The following is a 23,999-nucleotide window of genomic DNA, read 5'->3' on the forward strand; positions in this document are numbered from 1 at the left end:
ACTCATGAACGAATTCTTCAAACAACACCGCGGAAAGCTCTGGATTGCACAAGCGGTGGCGTTTGTGCTGCTAGGTGTCTTCGCCGCGTCTTGGTTTAACGGAGGCTCGGGCGGGTCGAAAGTCTCCGAGACTTCCGCAACGGCGACTTCGGAGGCAATGCAAAGCAAGCCTTCAATTTGGACTTGTTCGATGCACCCGCAAATACGTCGCGACGGTCCGGGCAGTTGTCCAATCTGTGGCATGGACTTGGTGCCAGTCAAGGAATCGGCCGGGGGCGTTCGCACGGTTTCGATCAGCCCGGAAATCAAGAGTCTGATGAACGTGCAAGTCAGCCCCGTGCGTCGACAGTACGTCACTGCCGACGTTCGCATGGTTGGCAAGGTGGAATACGACGAAACTCGTCTTGCCCACATCACCGCTTGGGTGCCCGGTCGATTGGAACGCATGTTCGTCGATTTCACTGGCGTCGAAGTCAACAAGGGCGATCACATGGTCCAGATATACAGCGAGGCACTCTACACCGCGCAGGAAGAACTGTTGGCGGTGACCAAACGCGATCGGCCGCAGAGTTCCTCTCGTTTCATCGAACCGCTCGATCTTGCCGAGTCAGCCCGTGAGAAGTTGCGTTTACTCGGTTTGACGACGGAGCAGATTCAAACGATCGAAGAACGCGGCAAGTCATCCGCAACGGTCACGATCTATTCGCCCGTCGGCGGTGTGGTGGTTGCGAAGAACAAACAAGAAGGCGACCGCGTCCAAACCGGCGACCGCATCTACACGGTCGCCGATTTGAATCACCTGTGGGTTCAAATGGATGCGTATGAATCGGATCTGACTTGGTTACGATACGGGCAAGACGTCGAGTTCACGACCGAAGCGTATCCCGGCGAAGTGTTCCGCGGCCGAATCGCGTTCATTGACCCAGTGCTAAACGAAAGCACACGGACGGTAAAAGTTCGTGTCAATGTGTCGAATGGTGATGGCCGATTGAAGCCGGAGATGTTTGTGCGAGGACGCGTCAAGTCGAACGTCGCTTCGGGTGGCCGAGTGCTCGACGCATCGTTGGCGGGGAAGTGGATCAGTCCGATGCACCCGGAAATCATTAAAGACCAGCCGGGCGACTGTGACATTTGCGGCATGCCGTTGGTGCGGGCGGAATCCCTTGGCTACGTCACGGCGGAGCCAACGAGTGCCGCGAAACCATTGGTCGTACCGGCGTCGGCCGTGTTGCTGACCGGAACGCGAGCGATTGTGTACGTGCAGATTCCCGACGCCGACAAGCCGACTTACGAGGGTCGCGAGATTGTGATCGGTCCGCGCGCCGGCGACTTCTACCTAGTAAAGTCGGGGCTCGAAGAAGGCGATTTGGTCGTGACCAACGGCAACTTCAAACTCGATAGTGCCCTGCAGATTTCTGCGAAGCCCTCGATGATGACACCGCAAGGTGGCGGTGGCGGCGGACACAATCACGGAGGCATGGAAATGCCAAAGGCAGACGAAGGCGTCAAGATGGGTGCGGGTCCGATGGACCTGGTGCCAGCGGTACGTGATGCGATGCAGGGCATTGTTGAGCAATCCAAAACGATTCAAGCAAAGATCGAAGCGGCGGACCTCGCGGAGATTCGCGCAAGCTACGACCAATTGAGCAAAGCTGTCGAAGCGGTGCCGGCGGACTTGATCGGTCCTCAAATGCGACCGCAGTGGTTCGAGGTCGCGATGCTATTGCGGAACGATGTCACCGAAGGCCGGGAGATAAATTCCATGCGTGAAGCCGATCGGGTGTTCGCGTTGACTCGCCAGCACGTCGATCAAATGAAGGCTCAGTTTCCATTGCCGATGTCGCACGACGAAATGCAGATGCCATCCATGACGAACATGGCCGCTCCGGCAGAAGTCGTCGAGCAACTCGGTGGTATTGTCGCTCCCTATTTGCAACTTAGTGATTCACTCGCGGCAGACGATTTGGATGCCGCGAAGCGAGCGATCGAGCCGTTGCATCAGCGATTGGCTTCAATGCTGCCAATCTTCTCCGAAGCAAAATCGGTCGAGGTATGGAGCAAAGAGAAACGCGACTTGTCCGAGATCATTGCAAGGTTGCAGAAGGCGAACGACCTCGCCGCCTTGCGTAGCGGGTTCGCGTTGCTGTCCGAACAGATGTTGAGCCTCGAGCGGATGTTCGGCCTGCCGACTGACGAAACGCTTTATGAGCTTCATTGCCCGATGGCCTTTGAGGGTCGCGGTGCCTCTTGGATTCAATCCGATGATGCCGTTCGCAATCCGTACTATGGCGCTTCGATGCTGAAGTGTGCCGACAAAGTCGAAAAGCTGTAGGCCGAAACTTCCAACATGACTGACAACGATGCAACAATCGAAAACGCGAAACGCTCGGTCCTCGGCCGGCTGATTTGGTTCTGCTTGACCAACAAGCTAGTTGTGTTGTTGCTGGTCATCGCGACGCTTGGTTGGGGCGTCATGGTCGCTCCATTCGACTGGGACACTGGAGCATTGCCTCGCGATCCGGTGCCCGTCGATGCGATTCCTGACATTGGCGAGAACCAGCAGATCGTGTTCACGCAGTGGATGGGGCGCAGCCCGCAGGACGTGGAGGACCAAATCGGTTATCCGCTGACGGTCGCGCTGTTAGGCATTCCCGAAGTCAAGACGATCCGCAGCTATTCGATGTTCGGCTTTTCGTCGACCTACATCATCTTTGGCGAAGACGCGGACTTCTACTGGTCCCGAACGCGGGTGCTGGAAAAACTGAATAGTTTGCCGGCCGGCACGCTGCCTGATGGTGTGCAGCCGACACTGGGGCCGGACGCGACGGCACTGGGGCAAATCTATCTCTACACGCTCGAAGGCCGCAATCCTGATGGAAACCCGACGGGCGGTTGGGATTTACGAGAACTGCGTACGATCCAGGATTACTACGTTCGTTATTCGTTGACGTCGGCCGAAGGTATTAGTGAAGTTGCGTCGATTGGTGGCTTCGTTCAGGAGTACCAAATCGACGTTGATCCCGATGCGATGCGGGCCGCTGGCGTGACGTTGGCCAAAGTGTTCGAGTCCATTCGGATGACGAATGTTGACGTGGGTGCTCGGACGATTGAACTGAATAAGGCCGAATACGTCATCCGTGGTCTGGGCTTCATCGAAAACATTGACGACATCGAAAAGACAGTCGTGAAGGTGACGGACAACGTTCCGATCACGGTCGCCGACGTTGCCCACGTGTCGCTTGGGCCAGCGCTGCGACGTGGTGCGCTGGACAAGGCCGGTGCCGAAGCCGTCGGCGGCGTCGCGGTCGTGCGCTACGGGTACAACCCACTAGCGGCGATCAAAAACATCAAGCAACGCATCAAAGAAGTCTCACCGGGTCTGCCCACAAAGGTGCTTGTCGATTACACGAAGACGTCGGCCGACGAAGTTGACTTGTACGCCGATCGCCATGGGCTGGAAACGATCACCGGAGCGACGACCAGCAGCGATGCTTGGGTGAAACATCTTCGTGGCATGCCTCGAGAACAGTGGCCAGCATGGATCACGACCAGTCAAGTCGCGGTCGTTCCGTTCTACGATCGCACCGGTTTGATCTACGAGACGTTGGGTACGTTGAACACGGCGCTCTTTGAGGAAATCCTCGTCACGATCATCGTGATCCTGGTGATGGTCATCCATTTGCGCAGCTCGTTCCTCATTAGCGCGTTGCTACCGCTGGCCGTTCTAATGTGCTTCATCGCTATGAAGACCTTCGGTGTGGATGCCAATATCGTCGCCCTGTCAGGCATCGCGATTGCAATCGGGACCATGGTCGACATGGGGATCATTCTCACCGAGAACATTCTCAAATATCTCGACGAAGCGGAACCGGAAGACGACAAGTTGACGGTGATTTTCAAGGCGTCTCACGAAGTCGCAGGTGCGGTGCTGACCGCCGTGACAACGACCGTGGTCAGTTTTCTTCCCGTGTTCACGATGATCGGTGCGGAAGGAAAGTTGTTTCGACCGCTCGCTTTTACCAAGACCTTTGCACTCGCGGCTTCCGTCATCGTGGCCTTGACGATCATTCCGCCTGCGGCCCACATCCTGATGGGTGGGCGTATTGAATCGAAGAGCTTGCGTCGCGGAGCCTGGTTCGCGTTGCTGATCCTGGGCATTGCCGCGTCGATGCTACTGACATGGTGGGTCGGTGCTATTTTGATCGCGCTGTCGGCGTACAAACTGAATGAAGAGAGAATCCCCGAGCGTTACCACCGTTTCGGACCGTACGCGGCCAGTGCACTTGCGACGTTGGTCGTCGGCGTGTTGCTGACTCAGGAGTGGTTGCCACTGGGGCCACAGAAAGGTTTGCTGTTGAACTTGCTGTTCGTCGGCGGATTGATTGGTGGCATCCTCGGGTTCTTCACCGTCTTTCAACGATTCTTGTACGAACCGATCCTGCGTTGGTGCTTGAACCACAAGCTAGCGTTTCTCTGCTTGCCAACTGCGATCCTGCTTTTCGGCGGATCGACTTGGTTGGGCTTCGACAAGGTATTCGGTTTCGTCCCCAAGTCACTCTCGATGATTGGAGTGTCTGAAACGACCGTTCGTCAGTCCGGTCCCTGGAAAGCTGCAACCAACGTGTTACCGGGACTCGGCAAAGAGTTCATGCCACCGCTTGATGAAGGCTCGTTCCTATACATGCCGACGACGATGCCGCATGCTTCGATCGGCGAAGCAATGGACGTTTTGCAACTGCAGAATCAACTGTTGGTGTCGATTCCCGAAGTCGAATCAGTGGTCGGTAAGATCGGTCGCGCCGACACGCCACTCGATCCCGCCCCCGTGTCGATGATCGAGACCTACATCACCTACAAGTCCGAATACAAATCGGACGAAGACGGTCATCGGCTAAACTTCCGCTACGACGAGGAAGCCGACGAGTTCGTCCGTGATGAATCGGGAAAGCTGATTCCCGACTCCAATGGTCGTCCGTTCCGACAATGGCGTGACGAAATCCAATCGCCCGACGACATTTGGCAAGAAATCACGGCGGCGGCCGATATCCCTGGCACTACTTCCGCCCCGAAACTGCAACCGATCGCCGCTCGGATCGTGATGCTGCAAAGCGGGATGCGGGCTCCGATGGGGATGAAGGTCAAAGGCCCGGACCTGGAAACGATCGAGCGAGTTGCCTTGGAATTGGAATCGCTACTGAAACAAGTTCCGACCGTTCAATCCTCCGCCGTCATTGCTGACCGAATCGTCGGCAAGCCATACCTGGAGATCGACATCGACCGTGATGCGATCAAGCGATACGGGTTGCACATCCGCAGCGTACAGGATGTGATCGAGGTCGCGATCGGTGGCCGGCAAATCACAACGACGGTCGAAGGTCGCGAGCGGTTCCCTGTCCGCGTGCGTTACGCCCGAGAGTTGCGTGACGACCTCGAATCGCTCGAACGGATTCTCGTTCCAACGCCAGCGGGCGCACAAATCCCGCTCGGCCAACTAGCCGAGATTCGCTACACCCGCGGCCCGCAGGTCATCAAGAGCGAAGACACATTCTTGCTCGGCTATGTGCTGTTCGACAAGAAGCCCGGTGAAGCGGAAGTCGACGTGGTCGAGGATGCTCAAGCATTCTTGCAATCAAAGATCGACTCGGGCGAGTTCACGCTGCCGGCCGGTGTGACGTACACGTTTGCGGGCAATTACGAGAACCAAATTCGATCGCAGAAAACGCTGGCGATCGTACTGCCGTTGGCACTCGGGATTATCTTCCTAATTCTGTATCTGCAATTCAAATCCGCCATCACGACATCGCTCGTTTTCAGTGGCATTCTGATCGCTTGGGCAGGCGGCTTTATCATGCTGTGGCTGTACGGCACCGATTGGTTTCTCGACTTCAGTTTGCTCGGCACGAATATGCGTGAGCTGTTCCAAGTCAAAACGATCAACCTGAGCGTCGCCGTCTGGGTCGGCTTTCTCGCCCTGTTCGGCATCGCCAGTGACGACGGCGTGGTGATTGCGTCTTACCTCGACGAAAGCTTCCGCAAGGACCGGATCGAAAATGCCAAGCACGCTCGCGAAGCCACTGTGACCGCCGGCATGCGCCGTGTACGCCCGTGTTTGATGACCACGGCAACCACACTGCTAGCACTCATCCCAGTCCTCACCTCCACCGGCCGAGGCAGTGACATCATGGTGCCAATGGCGATCCCCAGCTTCGGCGGCATGACGATCGAGATCATGACCATGCTGGTCGTGCCAGTGCTGTATTGCAGTGCGATGGAATGGAAGCTGAAGCTAGGAATCAAGGACGAACGATTCGCCGAGAATGCATAGAACGCACGACATCAATCCTCGTAGAATAGCCAGCTCACTTTCTTTGCTAACCTCATGGGAAAAACATGCCTTACCTCGATCTGACACAAACGCTGCGGGTTTGCGCATTTTTGTGCTTGTTCGCTGGTGGTGACATCATTAACGCGGCCGATCCGGTTGTCGTCGTGTCGGAAAGTGCGGTCCCAGGACTACGGCAACCGCAAGCCGCTGTCAGCAACTCCGGGAATATTTTCCTCACGTTTGGAGCAGGCGACGTCGTCTACTTCTGCAAATCTGCGGATCAAGGCCAGTCGTTCACTTCGCCGACTCAGGTTGGCCAGGTTAAAAAATTGGCGTTGGGAATGAGACGCGGACCTCGAATCGTCGCGATTGACGATTTCGTTGTCATCACTGCCATTAGCCACGAAACCGGAAACGTACTTGCTTGGCGTTCACTCGACGGCGGCGCATCGTGGAGCGATTCTGTTGACGTGAACGATGAAGTACGATCGGCTCGCGAGGGACTTCACGACTTGACGGGTGGCGCAGACGGACTGCTTTTCTGCACATGGCTCGATTTGCGGAACGGTCGAACGCAAGTCTACGGCGCGAGATCGAAAGACCGCGGCAAAACTTGGGAGAAGAACGTTCATGTTTACACTTCGCCGTCGGGCACGGTATGCGAGTGTTGCCATCCTTCGGTGGTGACTGATCAGCGCGGCAATGTTCATGCCATGTGGCGTAACCTGATAGATGGCAACCGTGATATGTATATCGCGACATCTGAAGATGGCTGCCAGAGTTTCGGTCGTGCCGAAAAGCTCGGCGTTGCCAGTTGGCAATTAAACGCTTGCCCGATGGATGGCGGCGACATCGCTGTTGATTCAGGCGGCGAGTTGCGAACAGTTTGGCGTCACGATCGAAGCATCTATTCGGCTGAGCTTGGTTTGAAGCAGGAAAAGTTTCTCGGACGCGGCGAACAGCCGTCTATTGCCGCTACGTCTAATGGATACTTCATCTCATGGGTCGATCGTCGTGGGGGTGAGCTACTATTGTTGCGGCCGACCTCCAAGACTCCAGTAACCATCGCAACGAATGCATCCGATCCCGTGCTCGCAGCTTCGCTTTCAGGCAATGGCCCAGTCGTCCTCGTATGGGAATCGAAAGAAGGCGATGTTTCGTCGATCCGATCTGAGATTGTCAATGAATGAAGCCGGCTGGCGCCATCTCATCGGCCGCGAAACTTGCAACATGACGCTCAATCAAGTTCCAAGATGTGAAGCTGGTTAGGCCGCACCGATACCCGTTGGCCGGTGCTTTTAAGACCGCTATAGCTAATTCCTGGATTGACAGTTAAATTGTTAGCATGAACCGTCTCCTTTCACTTCTGCTGATTCCCTTTTTCGTGTTTGGGCAAGCTTTGCCTCATTCGCACGCGGGAACCGGCGTGGCTGAACCAAACGGGCATGCTTTGCGTCCCCACGTGCATTTGCATAGTCACGAGCACTCGCATGGCGACCACCATGAGCATGCGGACGAAAGCGACGCGACATCGCCTAGCGACTTGCTCTCGCCTGCGGCTGAACACGATTCGGATGCCGTCTATTTAGCAGCATCCGGTCAGTTATTGACGCGAGTTTCTGGGTCGTTCGGGATTGATGTTCACACGACCGATTGGGTAGCAGTTTCGCTCCCGATCGTCGTCGACACTCGGTCGCGATTGCGCACCAGTGATCCGCCGGATCGCTATGCGACTCTGCCAATTTTTCTTCTCACGGCCTCTCTTCGGCTGTAGCGGACGCCTGCGCGCACTCTTTGACTGCGCTGCACCTGCCTCTCCGTAGCGGAACTCACCACGAGTTTCGATCCACCACTTCGGTCTAGCCGGAAGTCTTGACGGCTTTCCTTGCCGTTTTGTGATGCCCGCTGAAAATCCGTCGAGAACGAACCACACAATGAAACACTTAATATCCGTTTTGAAAGCCCTGATCGGGCCAGCGATCATCATCGGCGTTGTCGCCGCACTCTGGTTCTTCCGAGCAGAAATGTTCGGTAGCAGAGAGGTGAGCGAAACACAGACCTCTAGCTCATCGGGTGAATCTGCCGAGAAGCAAACGGTATTGGAGATCAGCTCGCAAGCGAGAAAGAACCTTGGCTTGGTCTCAGCCCCCGCAAAACCGCAAGCGTACTGGCGCTCGGTCACGATACCCGGTGTCGTTGCGGATCGACCGGGCTTATCCGATCGCGGAGTCACCTCACCGGCGGTTGGCATCGTGACCGCGATCCATGCTTTTCCAGGGGACACGATGGGTCCTGGCGATGCATTGTTCACGCTTCGGCTGTTCAGCGAGTACCTGCAGAACACTCAAACGCAATTGTTCAAAGCGAATCAAGAAACGGGCATCATTCAGGAACAGATCGACCGATTATCGGGGGCCGTTAGTACGGGGGCAGTGTCCAAAGCAAAAATGATTGAAATGCAGGCAGACTTGACTCGCCAGCGAGCCATCATTCAATCGTCTCGGCAAGATTTGTTGACCCGTGGCCTGCGTCCAGAACAAATTGATCTCGTTCAACAACAAGGGCAGTTTGTCTCGACGATCGAAGTTACCGCTCCACCGCCGTTGGTTGGCCAAGACGCCGTAACCGGTGAATCCGGTGGCCAAATTCGACAGGCAAGTTTGATCACTGACGCAACATCGCCCAGCGACGTGGCCTATGAAGTTCAAGAGTTAAGTGTGGAGATGGGCCAGCAGGTCCAAGCCGGCCAGTTGCTCGCGAAGTTATCAAACCATCAATCACTGTATGTGGTGGGACACGCCTTCAAACGCGAAGCGTTATTCTTGGAGAAAGCGGCAGAGACGAACCGTCCAGTAGAGATCGAGTTCGCCGAAGACGAAGGCGCGGACTGGCCCGCGATCGAGCAAACGTTCCATATTCGGCATTTATCAAACTCGATCGACCCCGATAGCCGCACCTTTGACTTCTTCGTCCCATTGTCGAATCAGTCCCACGCCTACACGAAATCGGGCAAACAGTTCTTGGTTTGGCGATTTCGTCCTGGCCAACGAGCAAGAATTCGCGTGCCGGTCGAGCAGTTTGAAGACGTCATCGTTGTGCCTGCGGAAGCCGTTGTGCGAGACGGGCCGGAGGCGTATGTGTTTCGCCAAAACGGCGACTTATTCAAGCAGCTACCGGTTCATGTGCTTCACGAAGACCGTCAGTCGATTGTGATCGCCAATGACGGCAGCATTCCACGCGGGAGCTACTTGGCCCAGAGTTCCGCCGCGTCTTTGAATCGAGTCTTGAAATCACAAACAGCTAGCGGCGAACAGCCCGGCCTCCACGTCCATCCGGACGGAACCGTTCACGCCGCACACTGAAAGACTCATCATGCTCGATTCTATCATCAAATTCTCCTTGCGTTACCGGATGCTGGTCGTCGTGATCAGTTTGGTCGTGCTGGTCTATGGTTCATACCTTGCCACCCAAATGTCGATCGACGTCTTTCCTGACCTCGATCGGCCTCGCGTGGTTATTATCACCGAAGCGCCGGGGCTGGCGACCGAGGAAGTTGAGACGCTTGTCACTCAGCCGATCGAGATTGCATTGATGGGAGCAAACGGAGTTCAAGCCGTTCGCAGTCAGTCGACTTCCGGATTGAACATCATCTTCATCGAATTCGATTGGTCGACCGAGATTCGCGCGGCTCGCCAAACCGTGCAGGAACGACTGACGACACTCGAAGGGATTCTGCCCGCAGGGATTCGGCCTCAGATGACACCTCCGTCCTCGATCATGGGCCAGATCATCATCGCGGGAATCTATCGTCAAGATGGCCCCGATCGAGGCAAGCTCGCTCAAGTCGGCACGACCAATCTAATGGCGGAAATGATCGTGGCAGACGGCGTGACGCCTCGCGTTGATGTTTGGCGGCCGGGCAATCGACACGATTTCACGACTTGGGAGAAACTTGAGCCGCAATCGGTCGGATGGTCGCCAGGCGAAGAACTAAACACCGGGACGGCAACGATTGAGATCGACGGACGAACCTATGAAGCAAACTTCTATTCCGACGCCAAGCAACAACTCGAACTTCGTACGATCGCCGATTGGATCATCCGGCCTCGGCTCTTGAAGACGACAGGCGTCGCGGAAGTCTTTATGCAGGGCGGCGATCGGAAACAGTATCAAATCCTGATCGACCCCACCGCGCTGTTGGAATACGACATTACGGTTCAGGACGTCGAGAAAGCGTTGCGGGAAAGCAACATCAACACGAGTGGCGGGTTCGCCGTCACCGGTGAAACCGAACGACCGATTCGCATCCTCGGGCGACTTGGACCGCAATCGCGAGTGGTCATTGAAGACTTGAAAAAAGTTTCTGTCGGAAGCAATCCGAAACGCTCTGTATTGCTTGAACAGGTCGCGCGTGTGACGGAAGGTCCGCAGTTCAAGCGTGGCGACGGAAGTGTCAATGGTCGGCCAGGGATCGTGTTCACGACTGTCAAGCAACCGCACGTCGATACGCGACTACTGACCGACGACGTCGCGGCGGCATTTGCGGAGGTCGAAGCGTCATTACCGGCAGATATCATCGTCAACAGCGAATTGTTCCGATTGAAGAACTTCATTGACCGTGGCATCTTCAACGTTGCCGAAGCACTGGTGATTGGCGCGGTGCTGGTCATCATCGTGTTGTTCTTGTTCCTGCTGAATTTCCGCACGACGTTCATCACGCTAACCGCCATTCCGTTGTCGCTCGTTTTGACAACGCTCGTTTTCCGACTGGTCGGAATCCTTAGCGGCAGTGAACTGTCGATCAACGTCATGACGCTTGGCGGTATCGCCGTAGCCATGGGCGAACTGGTAGACGATGCGATTGTAGACGTTGAAAACATCTTTCGGCGTTTGAAGCAGAACAACACTCTGCCAATCGACGAACAGAAGCCGCCGATTGTCATCGTCTTTGAAGCAAGCAAAGAGATTCGCAGTTCGATCGTTTTCGGTACTGCCGTTGTTATCCTTTCGTTCCTGCCACTGTTCGCGCTCTCGGGCGTGGAAGGCCGCTTGTTCACGCCGCTCGGGTTCGCTTACATCGTTTCGATTCTGGCATCATTCGTCGTGTCGATGACCGTCACGCCAGTTCTTTCGTTCTACTTACTTCCCAAGTCAGGTGCGACTCACGACCAGGAGTAGGCTGCAATTTTCCAATAAGGACAATGCAAATGTGGTTGATCGTAAAAGCGTTGATTTCGGCTGCAGTGATTGTCGCCGTGGCTGAGTTGTCGTCTCGGACGCCTCGGCTGGGCGCGTTAGTGCTGACACTGCCGATCATCAGCATTCTTGCGTTCACCATGAGTTGGAGCAAAGACCACGACATGCTCGCGATCAGTAGACTCGCTCGCGAGACACTGATCCTTGTTCCGTTTGGCCTGCCGTTTTTCGTTCCGCTGGCGATTTCGACCAAGACAGGACTGTCGTTCTGGCCAAGTTTTGGGCTGGGCGTCGTGATGGCAGCCTTGACGATCGGAGCATGGTTCCGTTTTGGACCTTAGAAATCAACCGTCACAGCGAGGACCGCTAGTACCCCTATGGGCATCGGTACAATTTGGCAAATGGAGCTTCCGAATGATTGCAGTGCGAATGAGTCAGTAGACGACGCAACGGTCCGTGCCGCTGCCGCCGGTGATCGGTCTGCGCTTCAGGCTATCTACGAAGTGACATCGGATCGCGTGTTCCGATTAATGGTACGGATGGTCGGTCTGCAGGATGCCGACGATCTGACTCAGCAGACCTTTGTTCGTGCATTCACAAAGCTTGACCAGTTCAGCAGCGACTCCAAGTTCGAGACTTGGCTGTACCGCTTGGCCACAAACGAGGCCTTGCAGCATCTGCGACGCGAAAAGCATCGACGGACGAAAGAACTTATGGTCGAACCAGCGATCGAGGCTACCGACCAGGTCGAGCAAGATGAGCGAGTGGCGATGGTTCGCCAGGCTCTCGATCAGCTCGATCCGGAGCTATGGGCAATCTTCACGCTCAAAGAAGAGAGCGGCTTGTCGTACCAAGAGATCGCCCAGACCCTAAACATTCCCGAAGGTACGGTTGGATCGAGGTTGAACCGAGCACGTCGTGAGTTGCGCACCTTGTTGGCGAAACTGACCTAGCGTCAATACGACTCCTCAAGATCTTAGTGCAAGTGCAAACGACAAAGATGGTCTCTTATTTGGCTTGCTGCCGGTGTCCGTCTGTAGCACGCATACATCGCTATTGACACGAGCGTTGCGTTGATTGCGGAGACTCACGATCTGTGCCGTACTCCAAGTCCGATTATCACACTGAAACTCAACCAGCGGAAGAGGCTTCGATGCGAACGCAACAGAACGAATCCACTCTCGCTGAACAGTTGGTTGTGATCGCAGCCGTCTTGGCGAAGCAAGCGGGAAGGGTCCGCAATTGAGCCTTCAGCGAGATTGCTGCAGAGGTTGATAGCACGAATCAGTCAGCATCTCAAGCAGAGTGACGCTTCACCCATCCAGAAATATCGCTTTGTCAGCTCACCCCCCTTCTGTGTTGAACTCGCATATGCTTTCCGCGATTGTTTCATTCTCGTAGTCGACATCAACCTTTCAACTGCGGAACGATTATTCGCACAGCACCCGATGGTTTTTCCGTCGCGCGTGGACAAGTATTGACCGACTCTCGCCGCGGCTTCTATTCAAAAGATAGCACAATGAACGATTTTTTCGATTTATCTGGCATGGCACAACATGTGCTTACCGGATGCCGCATGAGTTTTCCGTTTGTGCTTTGGAGATTTAGTTTTATGCGTTTGCTGGCAGTGCTTTCTCTCAGTGTGGCTGTTACACCATGCATCGGTTGCGGCTCAGGTGAATCGCCGTATCCGGATCGCGTTCCTGTCGCGGCGATCGGTCGCACCGAAATATGCGAGTCATGCGGTAAATCGATTGGTTCCGTTTCTAAGGCAAATCTAATAAACGTTAAAGGCAATCAATATGTTGTCTGTGACGAACCGTGTGCCCATTCGTTGGCGGAGAACATCACCCGCAGTCGTCATGGAGGACACTCACATGAATAAGGAACGCAGAGTCAAAGGCTTCACTTTGGTCGAATTGTTGGTGGTGATCGCCATTATTGGCATCTTGGTTGGCTTGTTGCTTCCGGCGGTGCAGGCTGCGCGTGAAGCGGCACGCCGGATGACTTGCTCTAATAACATGAAGCAACTTGGGCTGGGCCTGCACAATTATCATTCGGCATTCAAGACCTTTCCTCCGGGGCACATGGAGTCCGGGACCACTGGACGTACGTATCGACATCAATTCAGTTGGATGACATACATTTTGCCGCACATTGAACAGCCCGCCGTTTACGAAATGCTCGATTTCCGCAAGATTTCGCTGACGCTGAACGCCAGTGACAATCCTGCCTTTCAGCCGGCTGGGAATACATTGGTCCCGACTTTCATCTGCCCCAGTGACGCTGTAGGCAAAATCAATCCCGATTGGGCCCCAACGAACTATCTCGGCAATCAAGGCACAACATGTAGACTGCGTGGGAAAAGCGGTAATGGCGTGTTCGGGCACGATAGCTGGATGAAGTTTCGAGATATTCTTGATGGTACCTCATCGACGATCGCACTCGGCGAAATTCTAAAGGGCGACTTCACACCTGAGACCACGCGAGACAACTACATCCGAGCTCCGCGAGGATCTGGAGCGAACGCTGAAGACATTGACGGTTGTCAATCGTTTCCCGCCAACTCGTCAGACTTGGGCAACGTTTGGCTTGGCGGACAACCGCAACACAACATGTTCAGCACAAATCGAGGCCCAAATGATCGACGTTTCGATTGCATTGCGCCAAATAATGGATGCACTAACTTCGCTGCTCGAAGTCAACACACAGGCGGTGCCCATTTCACGTTCGTGGACGGGTCAGTGCATTTCATCACCGAGAGCATCGACTTGGAGACTTTCCACGCCCTGGGGACCCGCAATGGTCATGAGGTCGTCGTTGAGTTTTAAATATTTACAATCGCGGATCACTATTCTCCAGGACGTGCTTCTCCACGTCGCTCGGCGGAGACCGCTTAGCCACATTTTCCTCGTCGCAGCAATGCTATGTAGTGGTGCAGCGTCAGCCGAGGATCCGACGATCGCGTTCATCGGTTTACACGGTGGCGTTTTTGGAGTGATCGAACCGCTCGCCGTCGATGCAGGATTGAATGTTGAATACATCGACGACAACCAGATCGCCACCGAGTCAGTCGACTTCTCACGCTTTGCAATCGTCTTCACTCAGCACTTGAGAGACGAATCGCGTGAGCAGCTACGTTGCCTGATCGAAACCGGTAAGCGCGATAACCCGCGACTGCGAATTGTATCCATCTCCGGTGCCGCCGAAAAGATGCTTCCTGAACTTGCCAAATCGGGCATGATCGAGCACGATGACAACGTGACCGCGTACTATGGCAACTCCGTCGAAAACCTGCGCCGATTGCTGATCTACACCAACGTCACGTTTCTGGATCGCCCCGGCAACATCTTACCCGCCGAAAGCGATACCGCCTTGACGGGCTTGTACCACCCTGATCATCATGAAATGTTTGCCAACGTCGACGAGTTCTTAGGGTGGGCGACGTCGCAGCAAAAAACAATTGACAACGTGCCGCGCGTCTGCATTGCCGTCCACTCCACGCACTTGATCTTTCAACAGCGAAAGGTTGTCGAAGCACTCATCGTCGAGTTTGAAAAGCAAGGCGCGCTCGCCGTAGCGATGGTCGACTACATGCCGACTTATGAAGCCGACTTGAAAGAATTCAAACCGAGTGTCGTCGTTCATCCGTGTCACAGCAACGAACGAGTGACGTATCGCGATGAACTTGGCGTGCCTCACGTCAGTGCGCTCTTCTTTCGTGACCAGTCTATCAACAAGTGGCAAACGAGCCTGAAGGGGCTCACGTCCAGCGAAATGGTTTTCCAAATCGTGGGTCAAGAATTGCTCGGCACGATCGAACCGCAAGTCGCATCGGGGACTACCAAAGGCGGCGGCAGCGAAGAAGCATTCTTGCCAATTCCCGACCGCATCGAACATCTGGTCAAACGTTCGCTCGCATGGGCCAAATTGTCGATGACCAAACCTGCCGACAAGAAGATCGCATTCGTTTACTACGATCGCGAGATGGGCAAAGCGGAATTGATGCGAGGCAGTGCGACGGGCATGTTCATGAACGCGCCACGCAGCTTGGTAAAAATCTTGTCGCGTATGAAAAATGACGGCTATGGGATCAGCGAGCTACCGCAAACCGAAGATCAATTGCTCGCCTGGATGCAGGATCGCGGTCGTCAGATCGGCTTGTGGGCACCGGCGGAACTGGACCGATTGGCCCGCAGCGGCAAAGCGATCTTGGTACCGACATCACAGTATGAAGCATGGTTCAATGAACATGTCCCCCAGGCTCAACGAGAAACCATCAATCGCTACTGGGGTCCGCCGCCGGGCCGCTTTTTGACATGGAAGAATAGTGGCGAGGAGTTTATCGTCATTCCACGAATTGATCTGGGCAAGATCGTCTTATTGCCACAGCCACTTCGCGGCGAAGCGCACGACGCTTCACTTGTTCACGACCTCCGCGTCCCGCCGCCACACAACTACCTCGCGACCTACTTTTGGTTGCAAAAAGGTTTCAAAACCGACGCCGTCGTTCACTTTGGAACTCACGGCTCTGAATTCATGCTGCCGGGAAAACCGACCGGACTTTCACAACACGATTGGCCGGATATCTTGCTCGGTACGATTCCCAATATCAATTTATGGGTCGTGAACAACCTCGGCGAATCATCGCCCGTCCGCCGCCGTGCGGCCGCCGTGCTGATCGACCATCTTGTTCCGCCATCGGTTAACGCAGAACTTTCCGACGAACTGCTTAACTTGCACGATGACATTGACAAGTGGGTCACGTTGGGCGAAGGAGCACTCAAAGACAAGTTCCGTGCCTCGATCACGCAGCAAGTCCGTGAAGCACACTTAGAGACGGATCTGCACTGGACGCTCGGCGATGATGAGCTGATCTCGGGATCGCAGGTTCGGGATGTCTTAGCGTACTTGCACGACATTCATACGGAAACGACGCCCATCAGTTTGCACGTCTTTGGCGAGCCACCGCGCGACGATTTGTTGATTCCGTATCTCGCCACCTGCTTGCGAAAGGAGTTTCTCAACTCATTGAGTGAAGTCATCGAAGTCCCACCGGAAGAGGCCCTCTCGACTGGTGATCGCGACAAATATCTGCGAAACCGTGGCGAGCGAATTTTGAAATTGATTGTTGAGCAATCTTTCACGCCCGTTGAAGCGATCGTCTCTGTCGGTGGTGAAGTTCCTGAGTTAGGCTTGACCGATTCACTTCAAGATTCGTTTGAATTGGTGTCGCGATTGATCGACGGATTCCGCCAAACTCCGCACGAGATCGAAGGATTGTTGGACGCGCTCGATGGCCGCTTTATATCACCCGGACCCGGCAATAGCGCCGATCGCAACCCCGCAGTGCTCCCCACCGGGCGCAACATGTACGTCATGAATCCGGAAGAAGTGCCGACACGACCGTCGTGGGAACTGGGCAAGCAGCTTGTCGATCAACTATTGACTGGTGAGCGGAAGGCGAACGGTAAGCATCCGGAGAAAATTGGCTTCACACTCAACTCATTCGCCACGTTCCAAGATTATGGTGTGATGGAGTCCCAAATTTTTTACTTGCTGGGCGTGCGTCCGCGTTGGGACGCTCGCAATTTGGTTGCGGACGTCGAACTGATTCCGCTTGATGAACTTGGGCGGCCTCGGATTGACGTGTTCATCGACGGGCAGAGTTATTATCGCGACATGTTGCCCACGCGAATGCGATTGATCGACAAAGCGATTCGATTGGTCGCCTCGACCGACGAACCGGCGCAACAGAACTGGGTCCGCCGCAATAGTTTGCTTGTTCAATCCGAACTAGAAAAACAAGGCATTGAACCAGAGAAGGCGAAGGCACTTTCGAGGGCAAGAATTTTCGGAAATCCGGAAGGCCAATACGGCAGCGCTGGCTATTACTACTTGATCGAAAAATCTGGCCGATGGGACAGTCGCGAAGAATTGATGGAAGTCTACCTGAGCCATCACCGCAACGTGTACACCGACGGGATGTGGGGCGAAGCGGCGGTGGAGACTTATAATCAACAGATCCAAGGCACCGAGATCGTGCTGCGAAGTTGGTCCGATCGAACACGCAGCCCGCTGTCCAACAAATACACTTGGTATCATGGCGGAAGTTTGTGTTTGGCCGTCAAACATTTGGCTGGCAAGGAGCCGTCGTTCTACTTGTCGGATGTTCGCGACAGCGACGACGCGGGAATGGTTCAAGCCGAAGACGCATTGCGGAAGGACTTTCGCGTTCGGCTACTGAATCGCAAGTGGATCGAAGGCATGATGAAGGAAGGCTATGCCGGAGCGGATCAAGTCGCGGTGCATGTTTCCAACGCGATGGGTTGGCAGGTAATGCGTCCGGGCAGCGTTAGTGACGATTTGTGGCAAGCGGTCGTCGAAACGTACATTCGTGACAAAAAGAATCTTTCGATCCGCGAGTGGTTCGAGTCAGAAAATCCGTTCGCGTATCAGGATATGACAGAAGTATTACTGGAGACGATCCGCAAAGGGTATTGGCAGCCAGATTCGGAAACGATTCGCGAGATCGCGCGGGAGTACGCGCAGTCGGTCGTGCGCCATGGCGAGGGTGGCGGCTTGCGTGGCGGTGGGAACATCAAACTGGAAGCATTCGTGCAAGAGGTTTTGCAAGCTCCAGGCAACGAGTCGCTAAAGACGCTGGCATCCAGTTACGCGGCGAAGGCAAACGAGGCGTCTATCGAAACTCCATCGAAAGTAGGCACACAGTCCGAGTCGGCAAAGCCGGTAGCAAACGTCGAAACGATCGAGGGTACGAAGCTCGTTGAGAGGCAACGCGATGATGTCGAGATGCCGACCACGGCACTGAGTCGGTTTAACCTTATCATTCTTGGGTTGACTGCGGTTTGCCTTGGTTTGGTGTTGGTCGGCTACCAATTTCGTTGGGGCGCGTGACCATGAAAGCGCTCGTCACGATATTGTACACGCTGTCATCGGCGTTGTTGATCCCCGTCATCGTCCTGTTGCTGGCGATGTTCTTGATGTGCTTGCTTCAGTTGGGCGGGTTTGTGCGTGAAGCGATCGACCGGCGACGATCTGGCAGACGTTGGCGTGAGGTTTTCGATGCGGCGACGACTTCCGAATCGTTCGATGCTGACGCTTTTTTTTCTGATTGCAATTATCCAGGAATATTGGGTGACTTTGCTAATCGATTGAAGTCCGCTTCACGATCGGAGCGGACGCTAACCAAGCTGGTTGCCGATCAAGAACTCGCCGCATCGCGACGACTTGCGCGGATGAGTTTCGGAATTCGTGTCGGACCGATCTTGGGACTGATGGGCACATTGATCCCGCTCGGCCCGGCTTTGGTCGGATTATCCGACGGCAATCTTACGGCAATGAGTGAAGATCTCGTTGTCGCGTTTACCACCACAGTTTTGGGCATGTCGATCGGTGGGATCAGTTACGCGATGTGGCTGGTCCGACGACAATGGTACGCCAGCGACTTGGTCAACATTGAGTACCTTGCCGATGCGTTGTAAGTCCAACACCTCAGCCAAAGCCTACCGTCGTCTGTTAGGCAGCGAAGACGACGATCCGCTATCGGGCATTGCGAATCTGTTTGACATCTCGCTAGTGTTTGTCGTCGCGCTGCTGATTGCCTTGATGGCCCCCAATTCGGCCAGCGTCATCCAACCGGACGGTGAACCGTTGACCAAATACAGCGTAAGTGAAGAATCCCTCGGTGGCGAAGGCGAACGACTCGGCATGGCGTATCGACTGAAGACTGGCGAGGTGATTTACGTGCCAGAACATCCGAACAACTAAAAGGCAAGTCGCTAGCCAAGGAAACCGAATGAGCCATGCCATAGCGCATTATCATTCATAGGCAAACGCTGAAACTCGTACGCCAGAAATCGATGTTCGTCGGCGGCAAGTGGGGTTTCGTGGAAGTTAGCCTCCTCTTTCCTAAGGGCCGACACTTGACCGGAAAGCAGGTCGATCTGATCGCCCGGCATCGAAAGCGTGGTCGTCACGAGTTTTTTGTCCTTGCCGAACGCCAATAACTCGGTTGACGTCAATCCACCGATCGAGTCGAGCACCGACGGCGTTAAGGGAAAATGACTTCCGCGAACCGTCGCTTCGATTCCGCGAAATCGTCCTATCGCATCGGCCATCGCCCAACGCCTGCCAAGCTCAAGCGATCCCGTGGCCACCAAGACGGTAGCCAACGGCGCGGCGGCCAGAAAAGGTACCAGCATTCGGAAGCGTAGGGATTGAAAGAACGTGGTCTCTTGCAAAGTCTCGTGCTTGGCCGTGGGTCATTGGGGTCATGGGACAGACTTCTCGGCGGACACTTTTCCGCCGCCGGCGATGGAAAATGCGTCGCAGCAGGCCTTCGCTGAATTCGAGGGACTAGCGTTTTCTTGGGAAATCCATCCAAAACGAAGTTGGCACGTGCGTTGCAATGGCTGTGGCGACGCACAAACTGTGCCGTGATTCAAACCTGATTATCACCATGAAACTCAACCAGCGAAGGAACCTCAATGCGAAGTCACCGGAATGGATTCACACTCGTCGAACTGCTGGTTGTGATTTCGATCATTGGCATACTCGTTGGTCTACTCCTCCCGGCGGTGCAGGCTGCCCGAGAAGCCGCTCGCCGAATGCAATGCTCCAATAACCTGAAACAGATTGCACTCGCGTGTCACAACTATGAAAGTGCGTTCAAGAGATTCCCGCCGTCAGCCATTCTGGATTTGAACGTCACCAGCACTACCAACAACGGATCTTGGGGTGTTCATGGTCGAGTCCTCCCACAACTGGAACAATCCAATCTGTACGAACGAGTGGACTTGTCGCTCGCGTGGGATGGGCAAGATTCGATTCACGAAGTCAAGGTTCCGACGTTCGCTTGCCCGAGCGATCCGGGAACCGATCAAGTTCGTGTTTTTAGCGACAATCGTCCGTCGCTGTATCCGACCACCTACGGATTCAACTTTGGCAGTTGGTATGTTTACGATCCGGCGACTCGCAAGGGTGGTGACGGAATGTTCTTCCCCAATTCATTTCTTGGATTCCGCGATTGCCTGGATGGAACATCGAACACGCTGCTGATCGCTGAAGTGAAGGCTTGGACGCCTTACACACGCAACGGTGGGCCAGTCACGACGGCGATCCCAAGTACTCAGGCGGAAGCAGAAGCGATCGTCGCCAGCGGAGCGCAGTTCAAGAACACCGGGCATACCGAATGGCCAGACGGCCGCGTTCATCACACCGGTTTCACCACGACACTAGCGCCCAACACCAAGGTTCACTACACCACTGGCGGTCAGACGTATGAAGAGATGGACTTTAACTCGTGGCAGGAGGGAAAGAACGGCTCCGCCGGCGAACCAACCTATGCGATGATTACCTCGCGTAGTTATCATACCGGCCTCGTTCAAGTCGCCCTGCTAGATGGATCCGTTCGCAGCGTTTCCGACTCGGTCGACCTGACCATCTGGCGAAACGTCGGAACGCGGGGTGGTCACGAAGTCGTCAATCAAGATTGGTAATTGCTGGCCTTGATTCCTGTTCCCCTACACATCATTCCTCCGTAAGAACAATCATGCATGCTGCAAAATTCATCCGGTGTGTTCAATCCGGTTTGGTCTTCTCGTTCTTCGCCTTGCTTGTTTACGGGCAAGTTGTTGCCCAAGAAGCCGTTGAGTCGACGAAGGTGGATACTTCGCAGACCGAGGCTCTGCGGCAAACCATCGTCGAACGAGGATTTCGTTATTTAGCGAAGGAAGCTCAATCCGACGAGGGCTTGGTTTCGCCGCGTGTCGGGCCAGGTGTGACCGCGTTGGTCGTGACGGGGGCGATCCGAAACGGATTCTCGCCGTCGGACCCGACTGTCGCCAAAGCATTGAAGGCACTCGAAGGATTCGTGAAACCCGATGGGGGGATCTACGGTAACGGAAGGTTGCGAAATTATGAAACGTGTGTCGCGATGTTGGCGTTTTCACAGGCGAACGCTACCGGGAAATACGACGAAATTTTGAAACGAGCGAAGGACTTTGTTACCGGCGTTCAATATGGCAAGGCCGAGAAAGATCCTTCCGATCCCTGGTATGGCGGCGCAAGCTACGACGGAAAGGGACGCCCCGATCTTTCCAACACGGGTTACCTGATCGAAGCCCTCCGCAGTCTTGACACCAATCCGAACGATCCGGCGATCCAAGCCGCGTTGGCGTTCGTTTCCCGAACGCAGAACTTGGATGCGAAGTTCAACGACACGCAGTTCGCCGACAAGATCAACGATGGTGGATTCTATTACGAAATACCGACCGAAAAGATTGATCCAAGCACTTCGGAAGAACGCTACTTGTCCAACGGTGGTCTGCGAAGCTACGGTTCGATGACCTACACGGGGCTAAAGAGCATGATCTACGCAGGCTTGAACAGCAATGATCCCAGAGTCAAGGCAGCGATGAAGTGGATCGGTGACCACTATGACTTGGACAACAATCCTGGTATGGGAACGGCGGGACTGTACTATTACTACCACACGTTTGCTGCTGCCCTTTCCGCTGCCAGTGTCGCAAACGTCCAAGACAGCGACGGCAACGTTCACGATTGGCGAGCCGACCTAATCAACGAACTCGCAGAGCGACAGAATGAAGATGGCAGTTGGAGCAACGATAATCGTCGGTGGTTTGAGAATGACAAAGGACTCGCGACGGCATTTGCATTAATGGCGCTCGGTCATGCCAAGCCAGCTCAGACGACTGGCAAGGCTGTGTCAATACCGGAGTAACGCGTGAAGAAAACAAAACGCCAGATTTTCCATCGCACCGAACTTGTCGCCATCATCGCTCATGTGGTCATTCTTCTGAGCACGATGTTTTGGATATTTTGGGATCCAAAGGTGGCTAACTTGGTCGATCAAATCGGCCACGAACCGACATTTCGGACGATGGCGGTTCGTCCGATCTCGCTCTGCTTGGTCGGTGTGATTGCCATGGTTGTAAGTGCTTGGCCGATTGTCCGAAGCCGCCGATTTACGTTGCGCTTCGGACTATGGAATTGTCTGGTGGCAGCGATTGCTTGTGGTCTGTTTGTCAATCGAGACAATATTCAGTGGCTTGGTTATCGCTGGAGAGCCGCATCGCACGTTCGACAACTTGATGCACTCGCTGAACGGCTCTATCTCGACTGGCCGAGCGAAGATGGAGAAATCGACGGTTTGGGACCGTTTACGTCCTATCCCTTTGGTCAGCCCCGCGTGTTGTTGCTGCTGAATCCCTATCCCGTCGCTTCAACCGATACGGTTGTTGCGGCCGTCGAACGATCCGATAACCGGAGCCTGTTGTTTCAACTGGGCGGCACTGACGCGGGTGTTTGGCTGCACTGGAGCCGCGAGGGATCCGTTCCACAAGAGTACGTTTCCGGGCTTGAAGAGAACCGTTTGCCAAGCAAATACGCCACTCTTTCAACACAATGGCACGTAGTCGCCTACGGCGAATCGTAGCACTGTGCCGCTGCTGAACTAACCGAACTTGACTCAATTCAGTGCTTCGCCAACGCAATAGCACAAACCGTCGGGAGCGACGACGAAGAATAATCAGTAATCCGTTTCTCCGTGTTCGCAGACATCGCAGTTTCTCTGAGTGGTTGGTTAAACGAAAACTTTGCACGTCCGACTCCGCGTCTCAGGCTACTTTGCGCGAAGCTCTGTCACGACATGGCAACGGTCCGACTTCTTCTGTTCGTGACATTGTGCCAAAGCAGACTTCAACACCCTGCGAACGTGCCGCAAATCCTTGAGCTTTTCTTCGATGTCCGCTAATCGGGTCTCGATCAATTTCTGCACACTGCCGCAGGTTGGCGTCTTGCCACTCTCGGTAGACAACAGCGACTTGATGTCTTCCAGTGTAAAGCCGATTGCCTGAGCGGCGCGAATGAACATCAGTTTCTTGAGAGCTTCATCGCCATAGAGCCGGTAATTTCCTGAGCTTCTCGTCTCCGGCACGACCAACCGGATTCGCTCGTAATAGCGAACGGTTGTCGCCGGAATGCCAGCGGCCTTGGCCAGTTGGCTGATTGTGTATTGTGCTGGCATGAAAACCTCAAGAGCGTGGCCAATACATCATCACGCAAACCCCGACGAGAGCGATAGCTGCTCCGATCACGTCGAAACGGTCTGGACGGTCGCCGTCGAAATACCAGCCCCAGAGTAGCGACAGCACAATGAAGAACCCGCCGTAAACGGCATAGATTCGACCGAAGTGCGCCGTTTGGAGCGTGGGGATGACGCCGTAGAGCATCAAGATGACCCCGCCGCTCACACCCCACCATGCAGGCTTGTGTTCACGCAGTGATTGCCAGACAAGCCAACCGCCACCGATCTCGCAAAGTCCGGCGAGTACGAAAAGAATCAGCGAACGAAGTATGGCCAATGTTGTCATCAGGGTTTCCTGTCTTTGGTTTCTTGCTCGTTCGGCTCAGTTATAGGGTGATCCATGAGGCG

18 protein-coding genes are annotated in these 23,999 nt (G+C 54.7%); 15 read left to right on the forward strand and 3 right to left on the reverse strand.

Annotated features, from left to right (window positions below; translation table 11 throughout):
• Positions 1 to 4: 4 nt before the first annotated feature.
• From TBK1r_RS22790 to TBK1r_RS22850, 12 genes are all read left to right on the forward strand, one after another.
• Positions 5 to 2,332: a heavy metal-binding domain-containing protein gene (locus TBK1r_RS22790; protein WP_145215895.1), complete on the forward strand. Its 2,328-nt coding sequence runs from the start codon at positions 5 to 7 to the stop codon at positions 2,330 to 2,332.
• A 15-nt stretch (positions 2,333 to 2,347) separates the two neighbouring features.
• The gene (locus TBK1r_RS22795) at positions 2,348 to 6,325 is read left to right on the forward strand and encodes an efflux RND transporter permease subunit (protein ID WP_145215898.1); all 3,978 of its coding nucleotides are present in this window, start codon (positions 2,348 to 2,350) and stop codon (positions 6,323 to 6,325) included.
• Positions 6,326 to 6,390: 65 nt separating this feature from the next.
• A complete protein-coding gene (locus TBK1r_RS22800; RefSeq protein ID WP_145215902.1) occupies positions 6,391 to 7,515 on the forward strand; it encodes a sialidase family protein in 1,125 nt (374 codons plus the stop codon).
• Between the two features lie 744 nt (positions 7,516 to 8,259).
• Positions 8,260 to 9,687: an efflux RND transporter periplasmic adaptor subunit gene (locus tag TBK1r_RS22810; protein WP_145215908.1), complete on the forward strand. Its 1,428-nt coding sequence runs from the start codon at positions 8,260 to 8,262 to the stop codon at positions 9,685 to 9,687.
• Positions 9,688 to 9,697: 10 nt separating this feature from the next.
• Positions 9,698 to 11,503, forward strand: coding sequence for an efflux RND transporter permease subunit (locus TBK1r_RS22815; RefSeq protein WP_419580292.1), 1,806 nt, complete (start codon positions 9,698 to 9,700; stop codon positions 11,501 to 11,503).
• Between the two features lie 29 nt (positions 11,504 to 11,532).
• Positions 11,533 to 11,862: a DUF3147 family protein gene (locus TBK1r_RS22820; RefSeq protein WP_145215911.1), complete on the forward strand. Its 330-nt coding sequence runs from the start codon at positions 11,533 to 11,535 to the stop codon at positions 11,860 to 11,862.
• A gap of 60 nt (positions 11,863 to 11,922) precedes the next feature.
• Positions 11,923 to 12,474: an RNA polymerase sigma factor gene (locus TBK1r_RS22825; RefSeq protein ID WP_145215915.1), complete on the forward strand. Its 552-nt coding sequence runs from the start codon at positions 11,923 to 11,925 to the stop codon at positions 12,472 to 12,474.
• A 566-nt stretch (positions 12,475 to 13,040) separates the two neighbouring features.
• Positions 13,041 to 13,406: a hypothetical protein gene (locus tag TBK1r_RS22830; protein WP_145215918.1), complete on the forward strand. Its 366-nt coding sequence runs from the start codon at positions 13,041 to 13,043 to the stop codon at positions 13,404 to 13,406.
• Positions 13,399 to 14,352 carry a DUF1559 domain-containing protein gene (locus TBK1r_RS22835; RefSeq protein ID WP_419580293.1) on the forward strand — a complete coding sequence of 318 codons (954 nt, stop codon included), beginning with the start codon at positions 13,399 to 13,401 and terminating at the stop codon, positions 14,350 to 14,352. Before TBK1r_RS22830 ends, TBK1r_RS22835 begins: the two co-directional genes overlap by 8 nt.
• Before the next feature lie 91 nt (positions 14,353 to 14,443).
• A complete protein-coding gene (locus TBK1r_RS22840; RefSeq protein WP_145215924.1) occupies positions 14,444 to 18,439 on the forward strand; it encodes a cobaltochelatase subunit CobN in 3,996 nt (1,331 codons plus the stop codon).
• A 2-nt stretch (positions 18,440 to 18,441) separates the two neighbouring features.
• The gene (locus TBK1r_RS22845) at positions 18,442 to 19,026 is read left to right on the forward strand and encodes a MotA/TolQ/ExbB proton channel family protein (protein WP_145215927.1); all 585 of its coding nucleotides are present in this window, start codon (positions 18,442 to 18,444) and stop codon (positions 19,024 to 19,026) included.
• Positions 19,016 to 19,312 (forward strand): DUF2149 domain-containing protein, encoded by a 297-nt coding sequence (locus TBK1r_RS22850; RefSeq protein WP_145215930.1) that lies wholly within the window; start codon positions 19,016 to 19,018, stop codon positions 19,310 to 19,312. The genes TBK1r_RS22845 and TBK1r_RS22850 overlap by 11 nt, the downstream gene beginning before the upstream one ends.
• Positions 19,313 to 19,323: 11 nt before the next feature.
• Here the strand turns inward: TBK1r_RS22850 and TBK1r_RS22855 are convergent, their stop codons facing one another.
• Entirely contained in the window at positions 19,324 to 19,587 is a 264-nt protein-coding gene (locus TBK1r_RS22855; RefSeq protein WP_145215933.1) for a hypothetical protein, read from the reverse strand.
• Between the two features lie 444 nt (positions 19,588 to 20,031).
• On the opposite strand from TBK1r_RS22855, the gene TBK1r_RS22860 reads away from it, so the two are divergent.
• The 3 genes from TBK1r_RS22860 to TBK1r_RS22870 are packed head-to-tail and all read left to right on the forward strand — an operon-like array spanning position 20,032 to position 23,000.
• On the forward strand, positions 20,032 to 21,042 hold the full coding sequence (locus TBK1r_RS22860; RefSeq protein WP_145215936.1) for a DUF1559 family PulG-like putative transporter: 1,011 nt from the start codon (positions 20,032 to 20,034) through the stop codon (positions 21,040 to 21,042).
• A gap of 53 nt (positions 21,043 to 21,095) precedes the next feature.
• Positions 21,096 to 22,286: a prenyltransferase/squalene oxidase repeat-containing protein gene (locus TBK1r_RS22865; protein ID WP_419580294.1), complete on the forward strand. Its 1,191-nt coding sequence runs from the start codon at positions 21,096 to 21,098 to the stop codon at positions 22,284 to 22,286.
• A gap of 3 nt (positions 22,287 to 22,289) precedes the next feature.
• On the forward strand, positions 22,290 to 23,000 hold the full coding sequence (locus TBK1r_RS22870; protein WP_145215939.1) for a hypothetical protein: 711 nt from the start codon (positions 22,290 to 22,292) through the stop codon (positions 22,998 to 23,000).
• Positions 23,001 to 23,186: 186 nt separating this feature from the next.
• Here the strand turns inward: TBK1r_RS22870 and TBK1r_RS22875 are convergent, their stop codons facing one another.
• Entirely contained in the window at positions 23,187 to 23,591 is a 405-nt protein-coding gene (locus TBK1r_RS22875; protein WP_145215942.1) for a heavy metal-responsive transcriptional regulator, read from the reverse strand.
• A 7-nt stretch (positions 23,592 to 23,598) separates the two neighbouring features.
• Positions 23,599 to 23,937 carry a YnfA family protein gene (locus TBK1r_RS22880; RefSeq protein WP_145215944.1) on the reverse strand — a complete coding sequence of 113 codons (339 nt, stop codon included), beginning with the start codon at positions 23,935 to 23,937 and terminating at the stop codon, positions 23,599 to 23,601.
• Positions 23,938 to 23,999 lie beyond the last annotated feature (62 nt).

Origin of the sequence: Stieleria magnilauensis, assembly GCA_007753675.1 — a bacterium.
GTDB classification, from domain to species: Bacteria; Planctomycetota; Planctomycetia; order Pirellulales; family Pirellulaceae; genus Stieleria; species Stieleria magnilauensis.

Bases quoted from the DNA above. Each gene is read 5' to 3' on its own strand.
- TBK1r_RS22790 (WP_145215895.1), top strand. From the start codon at position 5: ATGAACGAATTCTTCAAACAACACCGCGGAAAGCTCTGGATTGCACAA.
- TBK1r_RS22795 (WP_145215898.1), top strand. From the start codon at position 2,348: ATGACTGACAACGATGCAACAATCGAAAACGCGAAACGCTCGGTCCTC.
- TBK1r_RS22800 (WP_145215902.1), top strand. From the start codon at position 6,391: ATGCCTTACCTCGATCTGACACAAACGCTGCGGGTTTGCGCATTTTTG.
- TBK1r_RS22810 (WP_145215908.1), top strand. From the start codon at position 8,260: ATGAAACACTTAATATCCGTTTTGAAAGCCCTGATCGGGCCAGCGATC.
- TBK1r_RS22815 (WP_419580292.1), top strand. From the start codon at position 9,698: ATGCTCGATTCTATCATCAAATTCTCCTTGCGTTACCGGATGCTGGTC.
- TBK1r_RS22820 (WP_145215911.1), top strand. From the start codon at position 11,533: ATGTGGTTGATCGTAAAAGCGTTGATTTCGGCTGCAGTGATTGTCGCC.
- TBK1r_RS22825 (WP_145215915.1), top strand. From the start codon at position 11,923: ATGGAGCTTCCGAATGATTGCAGTGCGAATGAGTCAGTAGACGACGCA.
- TBK1r_RS22830 (WP_145215918.1), top strand. From the start codon at position 13,041: ATGAACGATTTTTTCGATTTATCTGGCATGGCACAACATGTGCTTACC.
- TBK1r_RS22835 (WP_419580293.1), top strand. From the start codon at position 13,399: ATGAATAAGGAACGCAGAGTCAAAGGCTTCACTTTGGTCGAATTGTTG.
- TBK1r_RS22840 (WP_145215924.1), top strand. From the start codon at position 14,444: ATGCTATGTAGTGGTGCAGCGTCAGCCGAGGATCCGACGATCGCGTTC.
- TBK1r_RS22845 (WP_145215927.1), top strand. From the start codon at position 18,442: ATGAAAGCGCTCGTCACGATATTGTACACGCTGTCATCGGCGTTGTTG.
- TBK1r_RS22850 (WP_145215930.1), top strand. From the start codon at position 19,016: ATGCGTTGTAAGTCCAACACCTCAGCCAAAGCCTACCGTCGTCTGTTA.
- TBK1r_RS22860 (WP_145215936.1), top strand. From the start codon at position 20,032: ATGCGAAGTCACCGGAATGGATTCACACTCGTCGAACTGCTGGTTGTG.
- TBK1r_RS22865 (WP_419580294.1), top strand. From the start codon at position 21,096: ATGCATGCTGCAAAATTCATCCGGTGTGTTCAATCCGGTTTGGTCTTC.
- TBK1r_RS22875 (WP_145215942.1), bottom strand. From the start codon at position 23,591: ATGCCAGCACAATACACAATCAGCCAACTGGCCAAGGCCGCTGGCATT.
- TBK1r_RS22880 (WP_145215944.1), bottom strand. From the start codon at position 23,937: ATGACAACATTGGCCATACTTCGTTCGCTGATTCTTTTCGTACTCGCC.